Raw genomic sequence first — 15,782 nt, forward strand, 5'->3', positions numbered from 1 at the left:
GTGGCATCTCGCGGCGGGCGGGCGGGCGGGGGTCAGAGGCGTGCCGACAGCTGAGCGAGGGCCTCGCGGGCGGCGGTGAAGGCGCGAGCACGGTGGCTCTGCGCGTTCTTCTGCTCGGGAGTGAGCTCGGCGGCGGTCACCACCCCGGCCTCAGGGAGGAACACCGGGTCGTAGCCGTGGCCGTTCGCGCCGCGCGGTGCGGTCGCGATCGCTCCCTCCCAGCGTCCCTCGACGATCATCTCCTTGCCCCCGGGCAGCACGGAGTCGGGCACCACGACCGCGATCGTGCAGACGAAGTGCGCGCCGCGGTGCTCGGGCCTGACGTCGACCAGCTGCGCGAGCAGGAGCTCGAGGTTCGCCGTCGCGTCGTGAGCACGACCCGACCAGCGCGCCGAGAAGATCCCGGGCGCGCCTCCCAGCACGTCGACGCAGAGCCCGGAGTCGTCGGCGAGCGCGACCAGGCCGGTGTGAGCCGCCGCCGCGCGCGCCTTGATCAGCGCGTTCTCGGCGAAGGTGATGCCGTCCTCGACCGGCTCGGGGCCGTCGTAGGCGCGCACCCCGACTCCGGGCAGCGCGCCCGCAAGCATCGAGCGGAACTCCTCGACCTTGCCCGCGTTGTGGGTGGCGAGCACCAGCTCCAGGCTCACGGACGCGGCTGCGCGGCGAGCGCCTCCGCCTGGAATCGCGCCAGGTCTGCAGCACCGCCGACGGCGAGGTCGAGCAGCGCGTCGAGCTCACGACGGTCGAAGGGGGCACCCTCGGCCGTGCCCTGCACCTCGACGAACAGACCACGACCGGTGACGACGACGTTCATGTCGGTCTCGGCGCGCACGTCCTCCGTGTAGGCGAGGTCGAGCAGGGGGACGCCGTCGACGATGCCGACCGAGACCGCCGAGAGGCTGTCGATGAGCGGCACCGCCTTCTGACCGACGAACTTCTTGCCGCGCGCCCACTCGATGGCATCGGCCATCGCGACGTAGGCGCCCGTGATCGCGGCGGTCCGCGTGCCTCCGTCGGCCTGGAGCACGTCGCAGTCGATCACGAGCGTGTTCTCACCCAGCGCCTTGGTGTCGACGACGGCCCGGAGGCTGCGGCCGATCAGGCGCGAGATCTCGTGGGTCCGGCCCCCCACCTTGCCTTTGACCGACTCACGGTCCATCCGGGAGTCGGTGGCACGCGGCAGCATCGCGTACTCGGCCGTGACCCAGCCTTTGCCCTTGCCCTGCAACCAGCGCGGAACGCCGTTGGTGAAGCTCGCGGTGCAGAGCACGCGGGTGTGACCGAAGGAGATCAGCGCCGAGCCCTCGGCCTGCTTGCTCCAGCCGCGCTCGATGGTGACGGGGCGCAGCTCGTCGACGGCTCGGCCGTCTCGACGCGGACGGGTCGTGGGTGCGGTGCTCTCGGTCACTCTGTTCTCTCTCGGTCGGGGTGCGCGGCCCGGTCGAGCTCGCGCAGATTGATGGTGCCGGTCTCGACGAGGTCGACACTCGAGACCTCGGGGCCGAGGAAGCGGCGGGCGAGGCGCACGAAGTCGCTCGTGCCCGTCTCCTCCCAGCGGTAGGTGGGCGGGGACGAGGAGGTGCGCTGCAGTCCGTGCGCAACGAGCGTCCGGTAGACGTCGAGCGCCGTCTCCTCCGCGCTCGAGACGAGCCGCACGTCGGGCCCCATCACGTAGGCGATGGCGCCGCGGAGGAGCGGGTAGTGCGTGCAACCGAGCACCACGGTGTCGACTCCCGCCGCCTTGAGCGGGGCGAGGTACTCCTCCGCGACCGCGAGCAGCTCGTCGCTCCAGGTGATCCCCGCCTCGACGAACTCGACGAAGCGCGGGCACGCGACCGTAACGAGCTCGAGGTCGGGAGCCGCGACGAACGCGTCATCGTACGCGCGCGAACGGATGGTGCCGACCGTGCCGATGACTCCGACCCTGCGGTTGCGGGTGTCGCGCACGGCGCTGCGGACAGCGGGCTGGATGACCTCGACGACGGGGATCCCCCGGCCGATCGTGTAGCGCTCGCGTGCATCGCGCATCATCGCCGCGGAGGCGGTGTTGCACGCGATCACGAGCAGCTTGGCGCCCTGGTCGACCAGGGTGTCCAGGGTGTCCAGTGCGTAGGCGCGCACGTCGGCGAGTGGCTTGGGACCGTAGGGCGAGTGGGCGGTGTCACCGAGGTAGACGATCGACTCGTTGGCCAGCTGGTCGATGATGGCGCGGGCCACGGTGAGGCCGCCGACTCCGGAGTCGAAGATGCCGAGGGGTGCGTCCGTCACGCTGAGAGAGCCTACCCGCGGGTGGGCGTCTCGCCGGGGCAGCTCGTGACGTGGCATCGGAGGCGGCGGACCGTCGCCCCGTGAAACACTGAGCGGATGGACGCGACGGCCTTCCTCACCGACCGCTACGAGCTCACGATGGTCGAGGGCGCCCTCGGCAGCGGCACCGCTGATCGCCGCTGCATGTTCGAGGTCTTCGCCCGGAGCCTGCCGCCGGGCCGTCGCTACGGCGTGCTGGCCGGCACTGGCCGCCTGCTCGAGCTGATCTCGCGCTTCCGCTTCGGCGACGAGGAGCTGTCGTGGCTGCGCGAGAACCGTGTCGTCGACTCCCGAACGCTCGACTGGCTCGCCGACTACCGTTTCGGCGGCGACGTCTGGGGGTACCGGGAGGGCGAGGTCTACTTCCCCGGCTCGCCCGTGCTCATCGTCGAGGCGCCCTTCGCCGAGGGGGTGCTGCTCGAGACGCTCGTGCTCAGCGTCCTCAACCACGACAGCGCGGTCGCCGGCGCCGCCGCGCGCATGGTCTCGGCGGCCGACGGACGCCCGTTGGCCGAGATGGGCTCGCGGCGGGCAGGCGAGCGCTCGGCCGTGGCCGCCGCGCGCGCCGCCTACATCGCCGGCTTCGGCGCGACCTCGAACCTCGAGGCCGGGCGCAGCTGGGGAGTCCCCACGATGGGCACGTCGGCCCACGCGTTCACGCTGCTGCACGACTCCGAGGAGGAGGCGTTCCGCGCGCAGGTCGCCGCGCTCGGCCCGGGGACGACCCTGCTCGTCGACACCTACGACGTCACGGCGGCGGTCGACCTCGCCGTACGAGTAGCGGGCACGGGCCTCGGCGCCGTGCGCATCGACTCCGGAGACCTTCCGCAGCAGGTCGCCGCGGTCCGTGCCCAGCTCGACTCCCTCGGTGCGACATCGACCCGGATCACGGTGACCAACGATCTCGACGAGTACGGGATCGCGGCGCTGGCCGCCTCGCCCGTCGACTCCTACGGCGTCGGCACCTCGGTCGCCACCGGCTCCGGTCACCCGACGGCCGGAATGGTCTACAAGCTCGTCGCGCACGAGGACGACTCAGGCGAGTGGGTGGCGGTGGCCAAGAAGTCGGTGTCGAAGGCGTCGATCGGCGGGCGCAAGGCGGCCGGCCGCCTGCTCTCGGAGGACGGGGTCGCCGATGCCGAGATCGTGCACGTGGGCGCGGGACCCGATGGGGCCGTCAGTGAAGCGGAGCGACCGCTGCTCGTCCCGGTGATCGAGGACGGCGCGATCCGACCCGAGCATCGGGGAGTCGCGGGAGTCGAGGCCGCACGCGAGCATCACGCGAACGCTGTGCTCGAGCTTCCGCTCGACGCCCTGCGCCTCGGTCGAGGCGACCCGGTCATCCCGACCCGCTACGAGTGACCTCCGACAGGAGGCGGGACGGCCGCGCCGGGCTCACTTCATCGTCGAGTAGATCTCTTTGCACGCCGGGCAGACCGGGAACTTCTCCGGGTCTCGGCCAGGGAGCCACTTCTTGCCGCAGAGGGCCCGGACGGGCTTGCCCGTGAGGGCGCTCTCGAGGATCTTGTCCTTCGGGACGTAGTGCGAGAAGCGTTCGTGGTCGCCGGGCTCGATGGTCTCCTGGTTGAGGAGCTCCTCGAGCTCACGGTCGAGGGTGGCGGTGCCGCCACCTCCCTCGAGAGGGTCGATGCTGCTGTTCTCGGGACGCAGAGTCATGGCCTCGATCCTACGCTCGACCGGCGGAGGCGGGACGGGCTCAGGCTCGTCGAGCGGCGGCTCAGGGCCGGCCGAGGAGTCGGAATCGCTACCGGCTCGTGAAGGCGACGAGCTGCGTAGCGCGGCGCTCGAAGACCCAGCCGCCGAGCAGCACCCCGAGCGCGAACACGACCACGGCGCTCCCGAGGCCCACGAGCACGGCGTCGCCCGCCGCCTCCGGCTCGACGAAGAGCGCGCGGACCGCCAGGACGACGGCCGGAGCGGACAGCAGGAGTCCGAGGCCGAAGGCGAGGGCCTGCGGACCGGCTCCGCTCGCGCCCGGCGCCTGCGGCTGCACGAAGGCGCTGTCGCCCGGCCGGGGCGCCGGGTAGGCGAGGCGTGCCGAGACGACGCTCGCGACTCCGGCCGGCACGAGCAGCAGGCACGAGTTGACCGCGAGCAGCACCGGCAGCGCGTCGGGCCTCCCCGAGGTCGTGCTGCTCACGAGCGAGCCGAGCAGCACGAGGGGCAGCCCGAGCAGGAGAGTCGGCACGGCGCGACCGAGCCGGTCCGAGACTCCGCGTACCCCTGCCGCGACATGCAGCCAGAACGCCGAGCCGTCGTAGGCGGTGTCGTTGTGCAGGAACCAGCCCAGGAACAGCACCACGAGCGGCACCGGCAGGAGCGAGAGCAGCGAAAACGGCACCCCGACGAGCGCGAGCAGCGTGATCGCCACGACCGGCAGCAGCGGCACGGCGACGAGGGAGGCGCGATACCGCGGGTCCCGCACCCAGTAGGTGATGCTGCGCGCGGCGATCGCGCCCGTGCGAGTGCCACCGAGCACGTCGAACCAGCCGAGCCGGAGGCCGCGTGGCGGCCGGTGGGTGCGCTCCGGGCGCGAGACCAGCCGGTGCACGAGGAGCCACCACAGCACGGCCGCGCCCGCGAGCGTCGCGAGGGCGACGAGGAGCGGACCGGACGCCTCCCCCGCCGCCGCGCGCGGCGCGATCGCCCACGCCGCGCCGAAGGGCGTCAGCGCGAGCGCCCGTGCCATTCGCTCGAGGAGCGGGATCTCGCCGGTATCGAGGATCGCGGCGACACCCCACGCCGTCGGCGCCGCCAGCAGCAGGACGAGTCCGAGCACCGCGAGCAGCTCCCGGGCCGTCCGCGACGACACGAGCGCGGCGGAGGCGGCTAGGCCGATCCGCGCGAAGAGGGCCGCAGTCAGGATCCCGAGCAGAGGACCGACGACGGCCAGGGCGCCCGCGCCCGGGAAAAGCGGCACCATCGCGACTCCGACGACAACCAGGGCCAGCACGGGAACCGAGACGAGACCCGCGAGCGCCAGAGCCGCGGCGAGGCGGACGCTCGGGATGCCGAAGAGACGGAGCGCCCGCGGATCCATCGGATCGGGCGGTCCGAGCAGTGCGGGCAGCAGCAGGAAGCCGGTCGAGAGCATCGCTCCGCCGGCGACCACCGCAGCGGCCAGCAGCGGGGAGGCGCGGAGGGCGTCGAGCCCGGCGACGAGCCCCGCCGTGGCTCCGACGACGACGAGGAAGCCGAGGGCGACGGCCGCCGAGCGGCCCGGACCCGAGCGGAACGCGCCGAGGAGGACGTCGAGCCTCAGCCGGAGAAGTCGTGCAACCACTGCAGTCCCTCGGCGATCTGCTTGCCGCCCGCCAACTCCACAAAACGCTCCTCGAGCGTCCCCGCGCCGGCGACCTCTGCGACCGAGCCGGAGGCGAGCACCCTGCCCCCCACGATGACCGCGACGTCGTCGCAGACCCGCTCGATGAAGTCGAGACCGTGGCTCGAGAGCACGACCGTGCCTCCCCCGGCCACGAAACGGCGCAGCACGGTGATGACAGCGGCGGAGGAGACGGGGTCGACCGACTCGAACGGCTCGTCGAGCACCAGGACGCGCGGAGCGTGGATCATCGCTCCGGCGAGCGCGACCTTCTTGGCCATGCCCGCCGAGTAGTCCGAGATGAGCCGCTCCAGAGCGTCACTGAGGCCGAGGGCCTCGGCCAGCTCGAGGATGCGTTGACGTGCGGTCGCCCGGCTGACGCCGCGCAGGGCGGCGGCATAGGCGAGGAACTGGGCGCCGGTCAGGCGGTCGAAGAGCCGGAGGCGGTCGGGGAGCACGCCGATGAGGCGCTTGGCCGCCGCCGGGTCCTTCCAGACGTCGATCCCGTGGACGAGCACCCGTCCGGTATCCGGTGTGAGGAGGCCTGTCATCATCGACAGGGTGGTGGTCTTGCCCGCGCCGTTCGGGCCGATGATCCCGCAGAATGTGCCCTCACGGACCCGCAAGTCGATCCGGTCGACGGCGACGGTGCGACCGAAGGCCTTGCTGAGCGCGTGCAGCTCGACGACGCCGGACGCCTCCCCCGCGGCGACCTCTCGATCGGCCGACTCGCGCTCGGGGGCGTCCTCGGACTCGCGCTCGGGTTCCTCGGCCTTCGTCGCGGACGTCATCCGGCTACGGTACCAACACGCTCTGCCGACAGGCCTCGGCCGCACCGTGCGCTCAGCGACCCCGGGTTACCCTGAGAACTCCGCGCCGACGCCTCCGAACGGCGCGACGCCGAGCACGACGCAGGAGTGAGATGGCCAAGAAGGACCGCAAGCGCGACCGTGCCGTCGAGAAGGCCCGTGACCGCGGGCTCGAGAGCCCGAGGGGCGGAGACACCGGCGACAACGCGCAACTCGCGCGGATGCTCGACAGACTGCTCGCCGTGCAACGCCCCGCCGTGCTCGCCAACATTCGTGCGCTGCGCCGCCGCCGACCTTCCGCGAGCCCCGAGCAGATCATCGCCTCGCTCGAACGGCAGTACCTCTCGAGTGTCGCCGCCGGTGGTGCCGCGATCGGAGCGACGGCCGTCGTACCGGGGCTCGGCACGGTCGCCTCCGTCGCGCTGTCTGGCGCCGGGGCAGCAGGCTTCCTCGAAGCGAGCGCTCTCTTCGCGCAGTCGGTGACGGAGGTGCACGGCATTCCCCTGGAGGACCCGGAGCGCGCCCGCGCCCTCGTCCTCACCCTGATGATGGGCTCCTCCGGCAGCGAGCTCGTGCGCCAGGTCGCTGGCCATGCGACCGGCGCGGGCACGGGTCTCAACCAGTACTGGGGCTCCGTCGTGACGAAGGGCCTCCCCTCGTTCCTCGTCGGCGAGATCGCCGACCGCGCCAAGCGCTCGTTCACGAGGCACTTCCTCACCCAGCAGGGCGCGGGCCTCGTCGGCCGGGCGATGCCCTTCGGCATCGGCGCGGCGATCGGAGGCGTCGGCAACGCGATGCTCGGCCGTCGCGTCGTGCAGAGCGCCCGCGACGCCTTCGGGCCGGCGCCGCACATGTTCAGCACCGCTCTCGTCCTCGAGCCGACGCGCGCCGAGCGTCGAGCACTGACCGCAGCGCCCGTGGAGCCAGTGGAGCTGTCTGTGCGCGACTACGGCGGGGCGGGCGAGCGCGTCGCCCTCCTCCTGCACGGCCTCGGCTCGGACTCGCGCCTCTGGTACGCGCTCGTGCCGACCCTGCAGGAGCACGGCTACCGGGTGCTCGCGCCCGACCTCACGGGCCACGGAGGCTCGCCGACATCGCCGATCTACTCTCCGGAGCGCTGGGCGGCCGACGTGCGCGCCTCCGTGCTCCAGATCCCCGAGCTGATCGTCGGGCACGGACTCGGCGCCGTCGTCGCCTCGCGGCTCGCGGCGGACTACAGGCCGGAGCAGCTCATCCTGCTCGACCCCGCCTTCTCAGACGCACGCGGGCTGGCGGGTGCGCTGCGCCGCACCGGATCGCTCGCGCAGGTCGAGAAGGGCGATGCCGACGCCCTCCGCCACCGCCACCCGATCTGGACCGACGAGCAGATCGAACTCGACATCTCGGCGCACGCGCTCTGGGATCCGGCCTCCGCTGACGGCCTCACCGCTCGCGGTGCCGCCGAGGCACCCCCGGTCTTCCCTGTGCCGACACTCGCGGTGCTCCCGGAGGATCCGCTCGCCCACCCGTCGCTCGCCGACATCCTCGTCGAGCGCGGCGTCGAGGTGCGCACGGTGCCCGGAGGGGGCGCCTCGCTTCTGCGCGAGGACCGTGCGGCGCTGATCGCCGCGGTGGAGGGCCGGCTGTAGCGGCGCTGCACGGCTGAGCGGCCGACACGAGCTCCGGAGGCGCGGGTCCGCGCCCGCTACCTCGTCGCTCGGGCGGCGGCCTTCGCGGCCTGCTTCGTCGCACGCACCTTCGCGAGCGACTCCGGAGACACGATGTCGGCCACCGAGCGGAACGAGTCCTCCTCGCCGTACGCGCCGGCCGCCTCCCGCCAGCCCGCGCCATCGAAGCCCCGCTGCTTGCCCAGCAGGGCGAGGAAGATCCGTGCCTTCTGCTCGCCGAAGCCCGGCAGCGCCTTCAGTCGGGCGAGCACGGCGCGCCCGTCGGGCTCGTCGCGTGTCCAGACCGCCGAGGCGTCGCCGCCCCAGTCGTCGACCAGCGCCCGGCAGAGCGCCTGCACACGGCCCGCCATGTTCGCCGGATAGCGGTGGACCGCTGGCGGCGTCCGGCACAGCTCGACGAACGCCTCCTCGTCGACACCCGCGATCGAGGCGGAGTCGAAGGAGGCGCCGGCCGCACCGAGCCGCTCCTCGATCTTGCGGGGCCCCACGAACGCGGTCTCCATCGCGACCTGCTGGTCGAGCAGCATGCCGATCAGCAGGGCGAGGGGGTCGCGGCTGAGCAGCGCATCGGCCTCGGGGTCGTCGGTGATGTGCAGGGCGCGGGTCATGATCCAGGGATACCACGCGCGAGGAGTCGGCGAACGGTTCGGTCGACGAGCGTGAGCGCCGAGCCGAGCTCCAGATCACCCGCGTTGCCATAACCGAGGACGAGAGCCTCGGAGTCGGCACGGCCCGAGAGCGCGTAGTCGTGCAGGGTCGCGACGAGCAGACCCTCCTCGAGGAGCGCCGCGCAGACGGCGGACGCGTCGAGCGGTGACGGCAGAGAGAGCACGACGTGCAGTCCCCCGTCGAGCCCGCGCGCCGTGCCCCAGTCGATCGCCTCCGCGAACGCCTGCACCAGACCACGACGATGGGCGTAGCGCCGCCGCGAGCGCGTCAGATGACGGCGGAACGCGCCGCTCGCCATGAACTCGGCGAGCGCTGCCTGGGTCGGCCCCGAGGCGGAGGCGTCGCGCGCCTCGTCCACGGCGGCGAGCGCACCGCGAAGCCAGGACGTGCCCGGGAGCGCGAGGTAGGCGACACGCAGCCACGGCGAGACGGTCTTCGAGAACGAGCCGACGTGCGCGACGCCGCCCGTCGTGTCGAGCGAGGCGAGCGCCGGCAGCGGCGCACCGACGTAGCGGAACTCGCTGTCGTAGTCGTCCTCGACGACCAGCAGCTCGCCTCCCGCTGAGCGCCGCACGAGCTCGAGGCGAGCCGCGAGCGCGAGGCGACCGCCGGTCGGGTACTGGTGCGAGGGAGTGACCACCACGAGGTCGGGATCGGCGAGCTGGGCGAGGTCCATCCCGTCGCCGCGCACCGGGACGCCGAGCACTTCGTGGCGGTCGGCCGCCAGGCGACGCCGGACCGCCGGGTAGCCCGGGTCCTCGACCGCGACGCGCACTCCCCTCCCCCGGGCGACCGCGACGGCGCGTGCCAGCAGGGCGACCGCATCGGCCGTCCCGCTCGTGACGAACACGTCGGCCGTGTCGACGTCGACACCTCGCGAACGGCGCAGCTGCTCCGCGATCTGCTCTCGGAGCGCCGGATCGCCCGCCGCGTCGGGCACGACCGCCGGCGGGCCCGCGACCGCCCGCCGCCAGGCCGCCCGCCACTCCGGCGTGTCGAGAGCGCGCGTGTCGGGTCGCCCGGGACGCAGGTCGACACGTGCGCGTACGGAGGCGCCGGGCAGGGCCTGCGAGGCGGCCCGCGCATCTCGCGGCGCCACCAGCAGGCCGTCGGAGGCGACCGTCACGGCCGCTCGGGGATGTGCGAGCAGGTACCCCTCGCCGACGAGCTGATCGACTGCCGCGACGACCGAGCCCCGAGAGACTCCGAGCTGCTCGGCGAGCACCCGGCTGGCCGGAATGGGGTCACCTGCGCGGTACCGCCCGTCCAGCACAGCCTGGCGCAGTGCCTCCGCGAGAGCCGCCCGCACCGAGCCGCGCGGGGCCGGAGCGAGGAGCAGAGGGACTTCGAGATCGCCGGACGCCATCCACCACTCCGCTCTGGACCACTCGGATCGTGGCCCGGTGGCATCCTGACAGATCCAGAGGCTGCGCGAGGATCGCGGCATGCACACACCGTCCGACACCCTGTCTGTCACCGAGCGCACCCGGCTCACCCGGAGCCGCGCCCGGCAGAGCACCGACCCCTCCCTGCTCCACGCCATCCTCGACGAGGCTCTGATCGCGCATGTCGCGGTCGTTCGCGACGGCGCCGCCATCGTGCTGCCCCTTCTCATCGCGCGCGACGGCGAATCCCTGCTCCTGCACGGGTCGAGCGGCGGCGGCCTGCTGCGGGAGGCGGCGGAGGGCTCGCTCCTCACGGTCGCGGTCACCCTCGTGGACGGCCTGGTCGTCGCCCGCTCCACGTTCGACAGCTCGATGAACTACCGCTCCGCGATGGTCCTCGGCCGGGTCGAGGTGGTCACCGGCACCGAGAAGGCGCGCGCACTCGAGCTGCTCTCGGCGCGCCTGCTGCCCGGCCGCGACACGGAGGTGCGGCCAAGCACCGCACGCGAGATCGCGGCGACGCTCGTGCTGCGCCTCCCCCTCGGCGAGGCAAGCGTGAAGGTCCGCGCGGCCGGCTCGGGCGACGAGCCGGAGGCGGGCGTCTGGGCCGGAGTCGTGCCGCTGGTCACCCGGACGCTTCCCCCGGTCCCCGCTGAGTCCGGCGGCGAGCCTCCGGCCTCGGTCGCACGCTTCATCCGCGCGGTCGACGCCAGCGAGCCGCCGTTCCGCTGACGGCCGCTACTTCGCGTCCTGTCTCGGGAACACGACCTTCTGCACGACGATGATGACCGAGGCCGCGACGGGGATCGCCACGAGCGCCCCGAGCACGCCCGCGATGGTGCCTCCCGCGACGGCCGCGATCACGACGACGGCACCGGGCACGGCCACGGCGCGGTTCATGATGCGTGGGCTGAGCACGTAGGCCTCGACCTGCATATAGACGAGGTAGTAGATCGCGGCCACCAACGCCGTCGGAGGGGAGGCGAGCAAACACGCGAGCGAGATGATCACCGCACCCGACAGCGTGCCCACGAGGGGGATCAACGAACCGAGGAACGCGACGCACGCCAGCAGAGCAGGCACCGGCCCTCCGATCGAGAGCAGGAGGATGAAGCTCAACACGCCGTTGACGCCCGCGAGCGACACCTGACCGACCACGTACCGGCCGACCGCTCCCGTGATCTCGTCGCCGACCTCGTGCGCCTTGGCGCGGTGGGAGGCGGGCGCGAAACGGTAGGCGGCGGCCTTCATCGAGCGCAGCGACGCGAGGAAGTACAGCATCAGGATCAGCACGATGATCGAGCCGGTGACCCCGCTGGCGATCCCGGTGCCGACCGCGAGGAGTCCTCCTCCGAGCGAGAGCAGGTTGTTGGGATCGCCGATGAAGCCCTGCACGCTCGAGATGAGCTGGTCGATGTCGACCACTCCCCGCAACTGCTGCTCGAGGTTGAGCACCCAGCGCTGAGTGGCCACGTCGTTGACGATCTGCGGCGCGCTCGTCACGAACAGGGTCAGCTGCTCGACCAGGATCGGGATGATGTAGATCAGCAGACCCGCGAAGAGCAGCACGACAGCCGCGAAGACGGCGGTGATCGCGAGAGGCCGCGGAAGCCTCTTGCTCTCGAGCCACGAGACCAGCGGATCGAGGCCGAGCGCGAAGAACATGGCCACGAAGATGTAGGTGAGCACGGTGCTGAGCTCGACCACGAGGCCGCCGATCACCAGCGCCACCAGCACGCCCAGCCCGCCGAACAGGCCGATGCGGAACGAGCGGATGGTGAAGACGGGCTTCTCAGCGTCGCTCGAGACCACGATGTCCGGCTCGACGGCGGGAGTCGGCGCCGATCTGCGCCGACGGGAGCGGCCGAAGACGCGCGGGGTGCTCATGGGTCGAGCGTAGTGGGAGCGGGAATGGTGCTCCGCCCCCCTTGCGACGCGTCAGGCCGGGGTCACTCGCAGCCAGACGAACTGCAGCGGCGCGAGCCGGAAGCCCTCGCGCAGGTCGACGGTGATCTCGGTGACGAGGTCCAGAGCCCAGGGCTCGAGGCCGCCGAAGCGCTCGGGCGAGACCTCCTGCACCTCCTCTGACACGTTCGCGAGGACGAGCAGCGCCTCACCCTCGCCGGGCCGCTGATAGCCGAGGACGTGGATGTTGAGCGGATCGAACGCTGTGAGCGCCGTCCCGGCGAAGAGCGGCACCGCCTTGCGGATGGCGATCAGGCGCAGGAGCCCGCCGAACACCTCCCCCGCGTCGGCGCCGGGCGTCTCACGCTCGGCGTAGCGCTCGACCGGACGCCGGGGACGGTTGATCCAGCGCGAATCGCCCGCCGTCTGGGGGTCGTCTCGAGAGGAGTAGTCGTTGAGCTGGCCCACTTCGTCGCCGAGGAAGAGCAGAGGGAGCCCTCCCGTGCTGAGGGCGATGGAGTGCGCGAGGAGGATCCGCTCGATCCCGTACGGATCGCCCGCTTCGAGTCCCGCGAGGGAGGCCGTGGTGCCCGAGACGCGACGATCGCCCGTGCGCGGGTTCTCCTGAAAGGGCACTCCGCGGGCGAAGGTGCCCTCGAAGCGGTCGGTGTAGAAGTCGTTGAGGAACCGCCGGTGGCCGGCGGCGTCGATGCCGAGCTCGGCGGCGTCCTCGTCGGCGAAGGTCCAGCCGATGTCGTCGTGGCCGCGAACGTAGGTGACCCAGGCCGTGCCGTCCGGCACCGCGTGCCGCCGCTCGAGCGCTTGAGAGAGGAGGCGGGCGTCGCGGGTGGCGAGCGCCTCCCAGGTGAGCGCCATCTGCAGGGGGTTGTACGAGAGCTGGCACTCCTCGACGTGGAGGTAGTCGATGACCTCGTCCGGGTGCACGATCGCCTCCGAGGTGAACAGCAGCGACGGCGCGGCGAGGCGGCAGACCTCGTTGAAGGCGCGCAGCAGCAGGTGCGCCTCGGGCTGCGACTCGCACGTGGTGCCGAGCTCCTTCCAGATGAAGGGGACGGCGTCCATCCGCAGCACCTCCACGCCCTGGTTGGCGAGGAAGAGCATCTCCCCCGCCATGGCACGGAACACCTCGGGATTGGCGTAGTTGAGGTCCCACTGGTAGCGGTGGAAGGTCGCCCAGACCCAGCGACCGTCCTCGAGGGGCACGAACGAGCCGGAGTGATCCTCGGGGAAGATCTCGCGGGTCGTGCGCTCGAAGACGTCGGGCTGCTCGCGGTCGGGGAAGATCCAGTAGTAGTCCTCGAAGCGCTCCTCCCCCGCGAGTGCCCGCTGCGCCCACTCGTGCTCGTTCGAGGTGTGGTTGAACACGAAATCGAGGACGAGCGCGATCCCCTGGCGTCGCAAGTCGGAGGCGAGCAGCCGCAGCTGCTCCATGTCACCCAGATCCGGCCGCACCCGCCGATAGCTCGACACCGCGTAGCCGCCGTCCGACTCGCCCTCCGGAGCCTCGAAGAGCGGCATCAGGTGCAGGTAGTTGAGCCCGATCTCGCGGAAGTACGGGATCTGGGCGCGGACGCCCTCGAGATCGCCGGCGAAGCGATCGACGTAGCAGACGCCTCCGAGGGCCTTGTTCGAGAGGAACCAGTCGGGGCGCTGCTCGCGGGCGCGATCGAGGGCACGCAGCTCCTCCGAGCGCTCGTTCCAGGAGGTGGCGGCGAGGTCGACCAGGGCGGCGAGCTGCTCGGCGAGGTCGGCGCGATCGGAGTAGACGCTCGACAGCAGCTCGACCAAGCGCGGGAGGCGGGCGTCGAGTCGTGCGGCGAAATCGTCGTCGTGAGCATCGATGCGGCGGCGCACCTCGGCGAGGAGCGCCTGCGCCTCCTGGGGGCCGGACGCGGGAGGGAGGAGTTGCGTCGAATCGAACATCGTCGTCCTTTCGGGGGCCTTCGAGGCCGGATTCCCCGATGCTAGACGATCGGCGCAGAGCAGGCGGGCTGCGCTCCTGGCCCGTCGCTGGACGCACGGCAGCCCCCGAGAACGGATCCTCGGGGGCTGCGGCTGGGCGCTGACGGGTCAGCTGGTGGCCATCTGGCCTAGCGTCACCTGCACGTCGTAGCTCTGACCATTGCGCACATAGCTGAGGTCGACCTTGCTGTTCGCCGCCTGGGCGCGCACCTGCGCCGTGAGGTCGGAGGCACTCGTCACGGGTGCTCCCGCGAGTCCCGTCACGATGTCTCCCGCGGCGAGGCCGGCGGCCTGAGCCGCACCTCCGGACGTGACGTCGCGGATCTTGGCGCCGAGCACGCCCTGCGACGAGTCCTCGACGGAGGCGCCGAGCAGACCGTGGGTCGCGGAGCCGTTGGCGATGATCTCCTTCGCGACACGCTGGGCGACATCGCTCGGGATCGCGAAGCCCACGCCGATGTTGCCCGACTGACCGCTCGAGCCGGAGGACTGACCTGCGCTGGCGATCGCGACGTTGACGCCGATCAGCTCTCCGTTGCTATCGAGCAGCGCACCACCCGAGTTGCCGGGGTTGATCGCCGCGTCGGTCTGGATCACCGGGAGCGAGATGGTGCTCTTGGCCTGGGTCGGCTGCTGCTGGCCCGGGATGTCGAAGTTGAACGGGCTCTCGGTGCTGCCGCTTGAACTGTCGCCGTCGGTCGGAGCGGCCGAGGACGCGACCTGGATGCTGCGGTTCAGTGCGCTGATGATGCCGTCGGTGACGGTGCCCGAGAGGCCGAGCGGCGCGCCGATCGCGACCGCGGTGTCGCCGACGTTGATCTTGCTCGAATCGGCGAAGGTCATCGGCGTCAGATCGGAGGCGTCCTTGAGCTTGATCACCGCGAGGTCGAGGGTGGGGTCGGTGCCGACCACGCTCGCGTTGTAGATCTTGCCGTCGCTCGTCGTGACCGTCACGGCGCCGTTCGAGATCTCGCCGTCGAGGGTGACGACGTGCGTGTTGGTGAGCACGTAGCCGTCCTTCGAGAGGACGACGCCCGAGCCGGTTCCGGCGGAGGAGCCCCCGCTGACCGAGATCGTGACGACGCTCGGCGTCGCCTTTGCGGCGACGGCCGTGGCGGTCGTCGCATCGTCGGCGTTGTTGACGGTGATGGTCTGCGCGCCTCCCGACGACACGACGCGCATGCCGGATCCGTTGGAGGCGGACCACAAGCCGAACACGCCGGCGCCCGCGACCCCTCCGACGACCGCGCCGATCGCCAGCGCGGCGACCACGCCGACCCCGGCGCGGCGCTTGGTGGGGACAGGCGCCGCCAGCGGCTCGGCGGCCGGACCGAAGGCGTGTCCCGACGGCGGCTCCTCGGAGCCGTGCAGAGTGTGCGGCGCGGGAGGCGCGTACTGGCTGTGGCGGGCGGCGGGCTGAGCCTGGTTGCCGGCGGACGCGTTGGGCGTGTAGGGCGGCTGGGCCGCCGCGGGGTACGGGACGGTCGGGTGCTCGGTCTCGTGGAGCGCGCCAGCCTCGGGCAGGCGCTCGGTGTCTCCGGTGTTCGAGGACGTGGCCTCGGAGCGCTCGCTGCCGGGGACGTGCTCGGACGCCTCACGGGCATCGGACTCCGACGGCGTGGTGGGTTCCTCCGGCTGACGAGGACCCTCGTGACTCTCGGTCATGGGTGCTGCTCCTTCCAAGCGGGGATAGCTTGGCGATCGTACCTGGGGG

14 protein-coding genes are annotated in these 15,782 nt (G+C 72.0%); 3 read left to right on the plus strand and 11 right to left on the minus strand.

The window, feature by feature from the left end:
- Positions 1–32: 32 nt before the first annotated feature.
- The 3 genes from rdgB to murI are packed head-to-tail and all read right to left on the minus strand — an operon-like array spanning position 33 to position 2,268.
- Complete coding sequence (gene rdgB, locus ITJ45_RS09290; RefSeq protein WP_194609247.1) at positions 33–647, minus strand: RdgB/HAM1 family non-canonical purine NTP pyrophosphatase; 615 nt, start codon at positions 645–647, stop codon at positions 33–35.
- The gene (rph, locus tag ITJ45_RS09295) at positions 644–1,408 is read right to left on the minus strand and encodes a ribonuclease PH (protein WP_194609249.1); all 765 of its coding nucleotides are present in this window, start codon (positions 1,406–1,408) and stop codon (positions 644–646) included. The genes rdgB and rph overlap by 4 nt, the downstream gene beginning before the upstream one ends.
- Positions 1,405–2,268, minus strand: a complete 864-nt coding sequence (gene murI / locus ITJ45_RS09300; RefSeq protein WP_194609250.1) for a glutamate racemase — start codon at positions 2,266–2,268, stop codon at positions 1,405–1,407. Before murI ends, rph begins: the two co-directional genes overlap by 4 nt.
- Before the next feature lie 96 nt (positions 2,269–2,364).
- Between murI and ITJ45_RS09305 the strand changes: the two genes are divergently transcribed.
- The gene (locus ITJ45_RS09305; RefSeq protein ID WP_194609252.1) at positions 2,365–3,669 is read left to right on the plus strand and encodes a nicotinate phosphoribosyltransferase; all 1,305 of its coding nucleotides are present in this window, start codon (positions 2,365–2,367) and stop codon (positions 3,667–3,669) included.
- 33 nt (positions 3,670–3,702) lie between these two features.
- Here the strand turns inward: ITJ45_RS09305 and ITJ45_RS09310 are convergent, their stop codons facing one another.
- The 3 genes from ITJ45_RS09310 to ITJ45_RS09320 form a co-directional block, all read right to left on the minus strand.
- A complete protein-coding gene (locus ITJ45_RS09310; protein WP_194609254.1) occupies positions 3,703–3,984 on the minus strand; it encodes a DUF3039 domain-containing protein in 282 nt (93 codons plus the stop codon).
- 88 nt (positions 3,985–4,072) lie between these two features.
- Complete coding sequence (locus tag ITJ45_RS09315; RefSeq protein ID WP_194609256.1) at positions 4,073–5,611, minus strand: ABC transporter permease; 1,539 nt, start codon at positions 5,609–5,611, stop codon at positions 4,073–4,075.
- On the minus strand, positions 5,587–6,441 hold the full coding sequence (locus tag ITJ45_RS09320; RefSeq protein WP_194609258.1) for an ABC transporter ATP-binding protein: 855 nt from the start codon (positions 6,439–6,441) through the stop codon (positions 5,587–5,589). The genes ITJ45_RS09315 and ITJ45_RS09320 overlap by 25 nt, the downstream gene beginning before the upstream one ends.
- Before the next feature lie 131 nt (positions 6,442–6,572).
- Here ITJ45_RS09320 and ITJ45_RS09325 point away from each other — a divergent pair, with 131 nt between their 5' ends.
- A complete protein-coding gene (locus tag ITJ45_RS09325; protein ID WP_194609260.1) occupies positions 6,573–8,087 on the plus strand; it encodes an alpha/beta fold hydrolase in 1,515 nt (504 codons plus the stop codon).
- Positions 8,088–8,143: 56 nt separating this feature from the next.
- On the opposite strand, the gene ITJ45_RS09330 is transcribed toward ITJ45_RS09325, so the two are convergent.
- Both ITJ45_RS09330 and ITJ45_RS09335 read right to left on the minus strand, forming a co-directional pair.
- Entirely contained in the window at positions 8,144–8,734 is a 591-nt protein-coding gene (locus ITJ45_RS09330) for an HhH-GPD-type base excision DNA repair protein (protein WP_194609262.1), read from the minus strand.
- On the minus strand, positions 8,731–10,161 hold the full coding sequence (locus ITJ45_RS09335) for a PLP-dependent aminotransferase family protein (protein WP_194609264.1): 1,431 nt from the start codon (positions 10,159–10,161) through the stop codon (positions 8,731–8,733). The genes ITJ45_RS09330 and ITJ45_RS09335 overlap by 4 nt, the downstream gene beginning before the upstream one ends.
- A gap of 79 nt (positions 10,162–10,240) precedes the next feature.
- On the opposite strand from ITJ45_RS09335, the gene ITJ45_RS09340 reads away from it, so the two are divergent.
- Positions 10,241–10,912 carry a pyridoxamine 5'-phosphate oxidase family protein gene (locus ITJ45_RS09340; protein ID WP_194609266.1) on the plus strand — a complete coding sequence of 224 codons (672 nt, stop codon included), beginning with the start codon at positions 10,241–10,243 and terminating at the stop codon, positions 10,910–10,912.
- 6 nt (positions 10,913–10,918) lie between these two features.
- Here ITJ45_RS09340 and ITJ45_RS09345 read toward each other — a convergent pair whose 3' ends face one another.
- The 3 genes from ITJ45_RS09345 to ITJ45_RS09355 form a co-directional block, all read right to left on the minus strand.
- Positions 10,919–12,067, minus strand: coding sequence for an AI-2E family transporter (locus ITJ45_RS09345; protein WP_194609267.1), 1,149 nt, complete (start codon positions 12,065–12,067; stop codon positions 10,919–10,921).
- A 51-nt stretch (positions 12,068–12,118) separates the two neighbouring features.
- Positions 12,119–14,029, minus strand: coding sequence for an alpha-amylase family protein (locus tag ITJ45_RS09350; RefSeq protein WP_194609269.1), 1,911 nt, complete (start codon positions 14,027–14,029; stop codon positions 12,119–12,121).
- Between the two features lie 147 nt (positions 14,030–14,176).
- A complete protein-coding gene (locus ITJ45_RS09355) occupies positions 14,177–15,733 on the minus strand; it encodes a S1C family serine protease (RefSeq protein WP_194609271.1) in 1,557 nt (518 codons plus the stop codon).
- Between the last annotated feature and the right edge of the window lie 49 nt (positions 15,734–15,782).

Source organism: Rathayibacter sp. VKM Ac-2879 (genome assembly GCF_015351245.1).
GTDB lineage: Bacteria > Actinomycetota > Actinomycetes > Actinomycetales > Microbacteriaceae > Rathayibacter.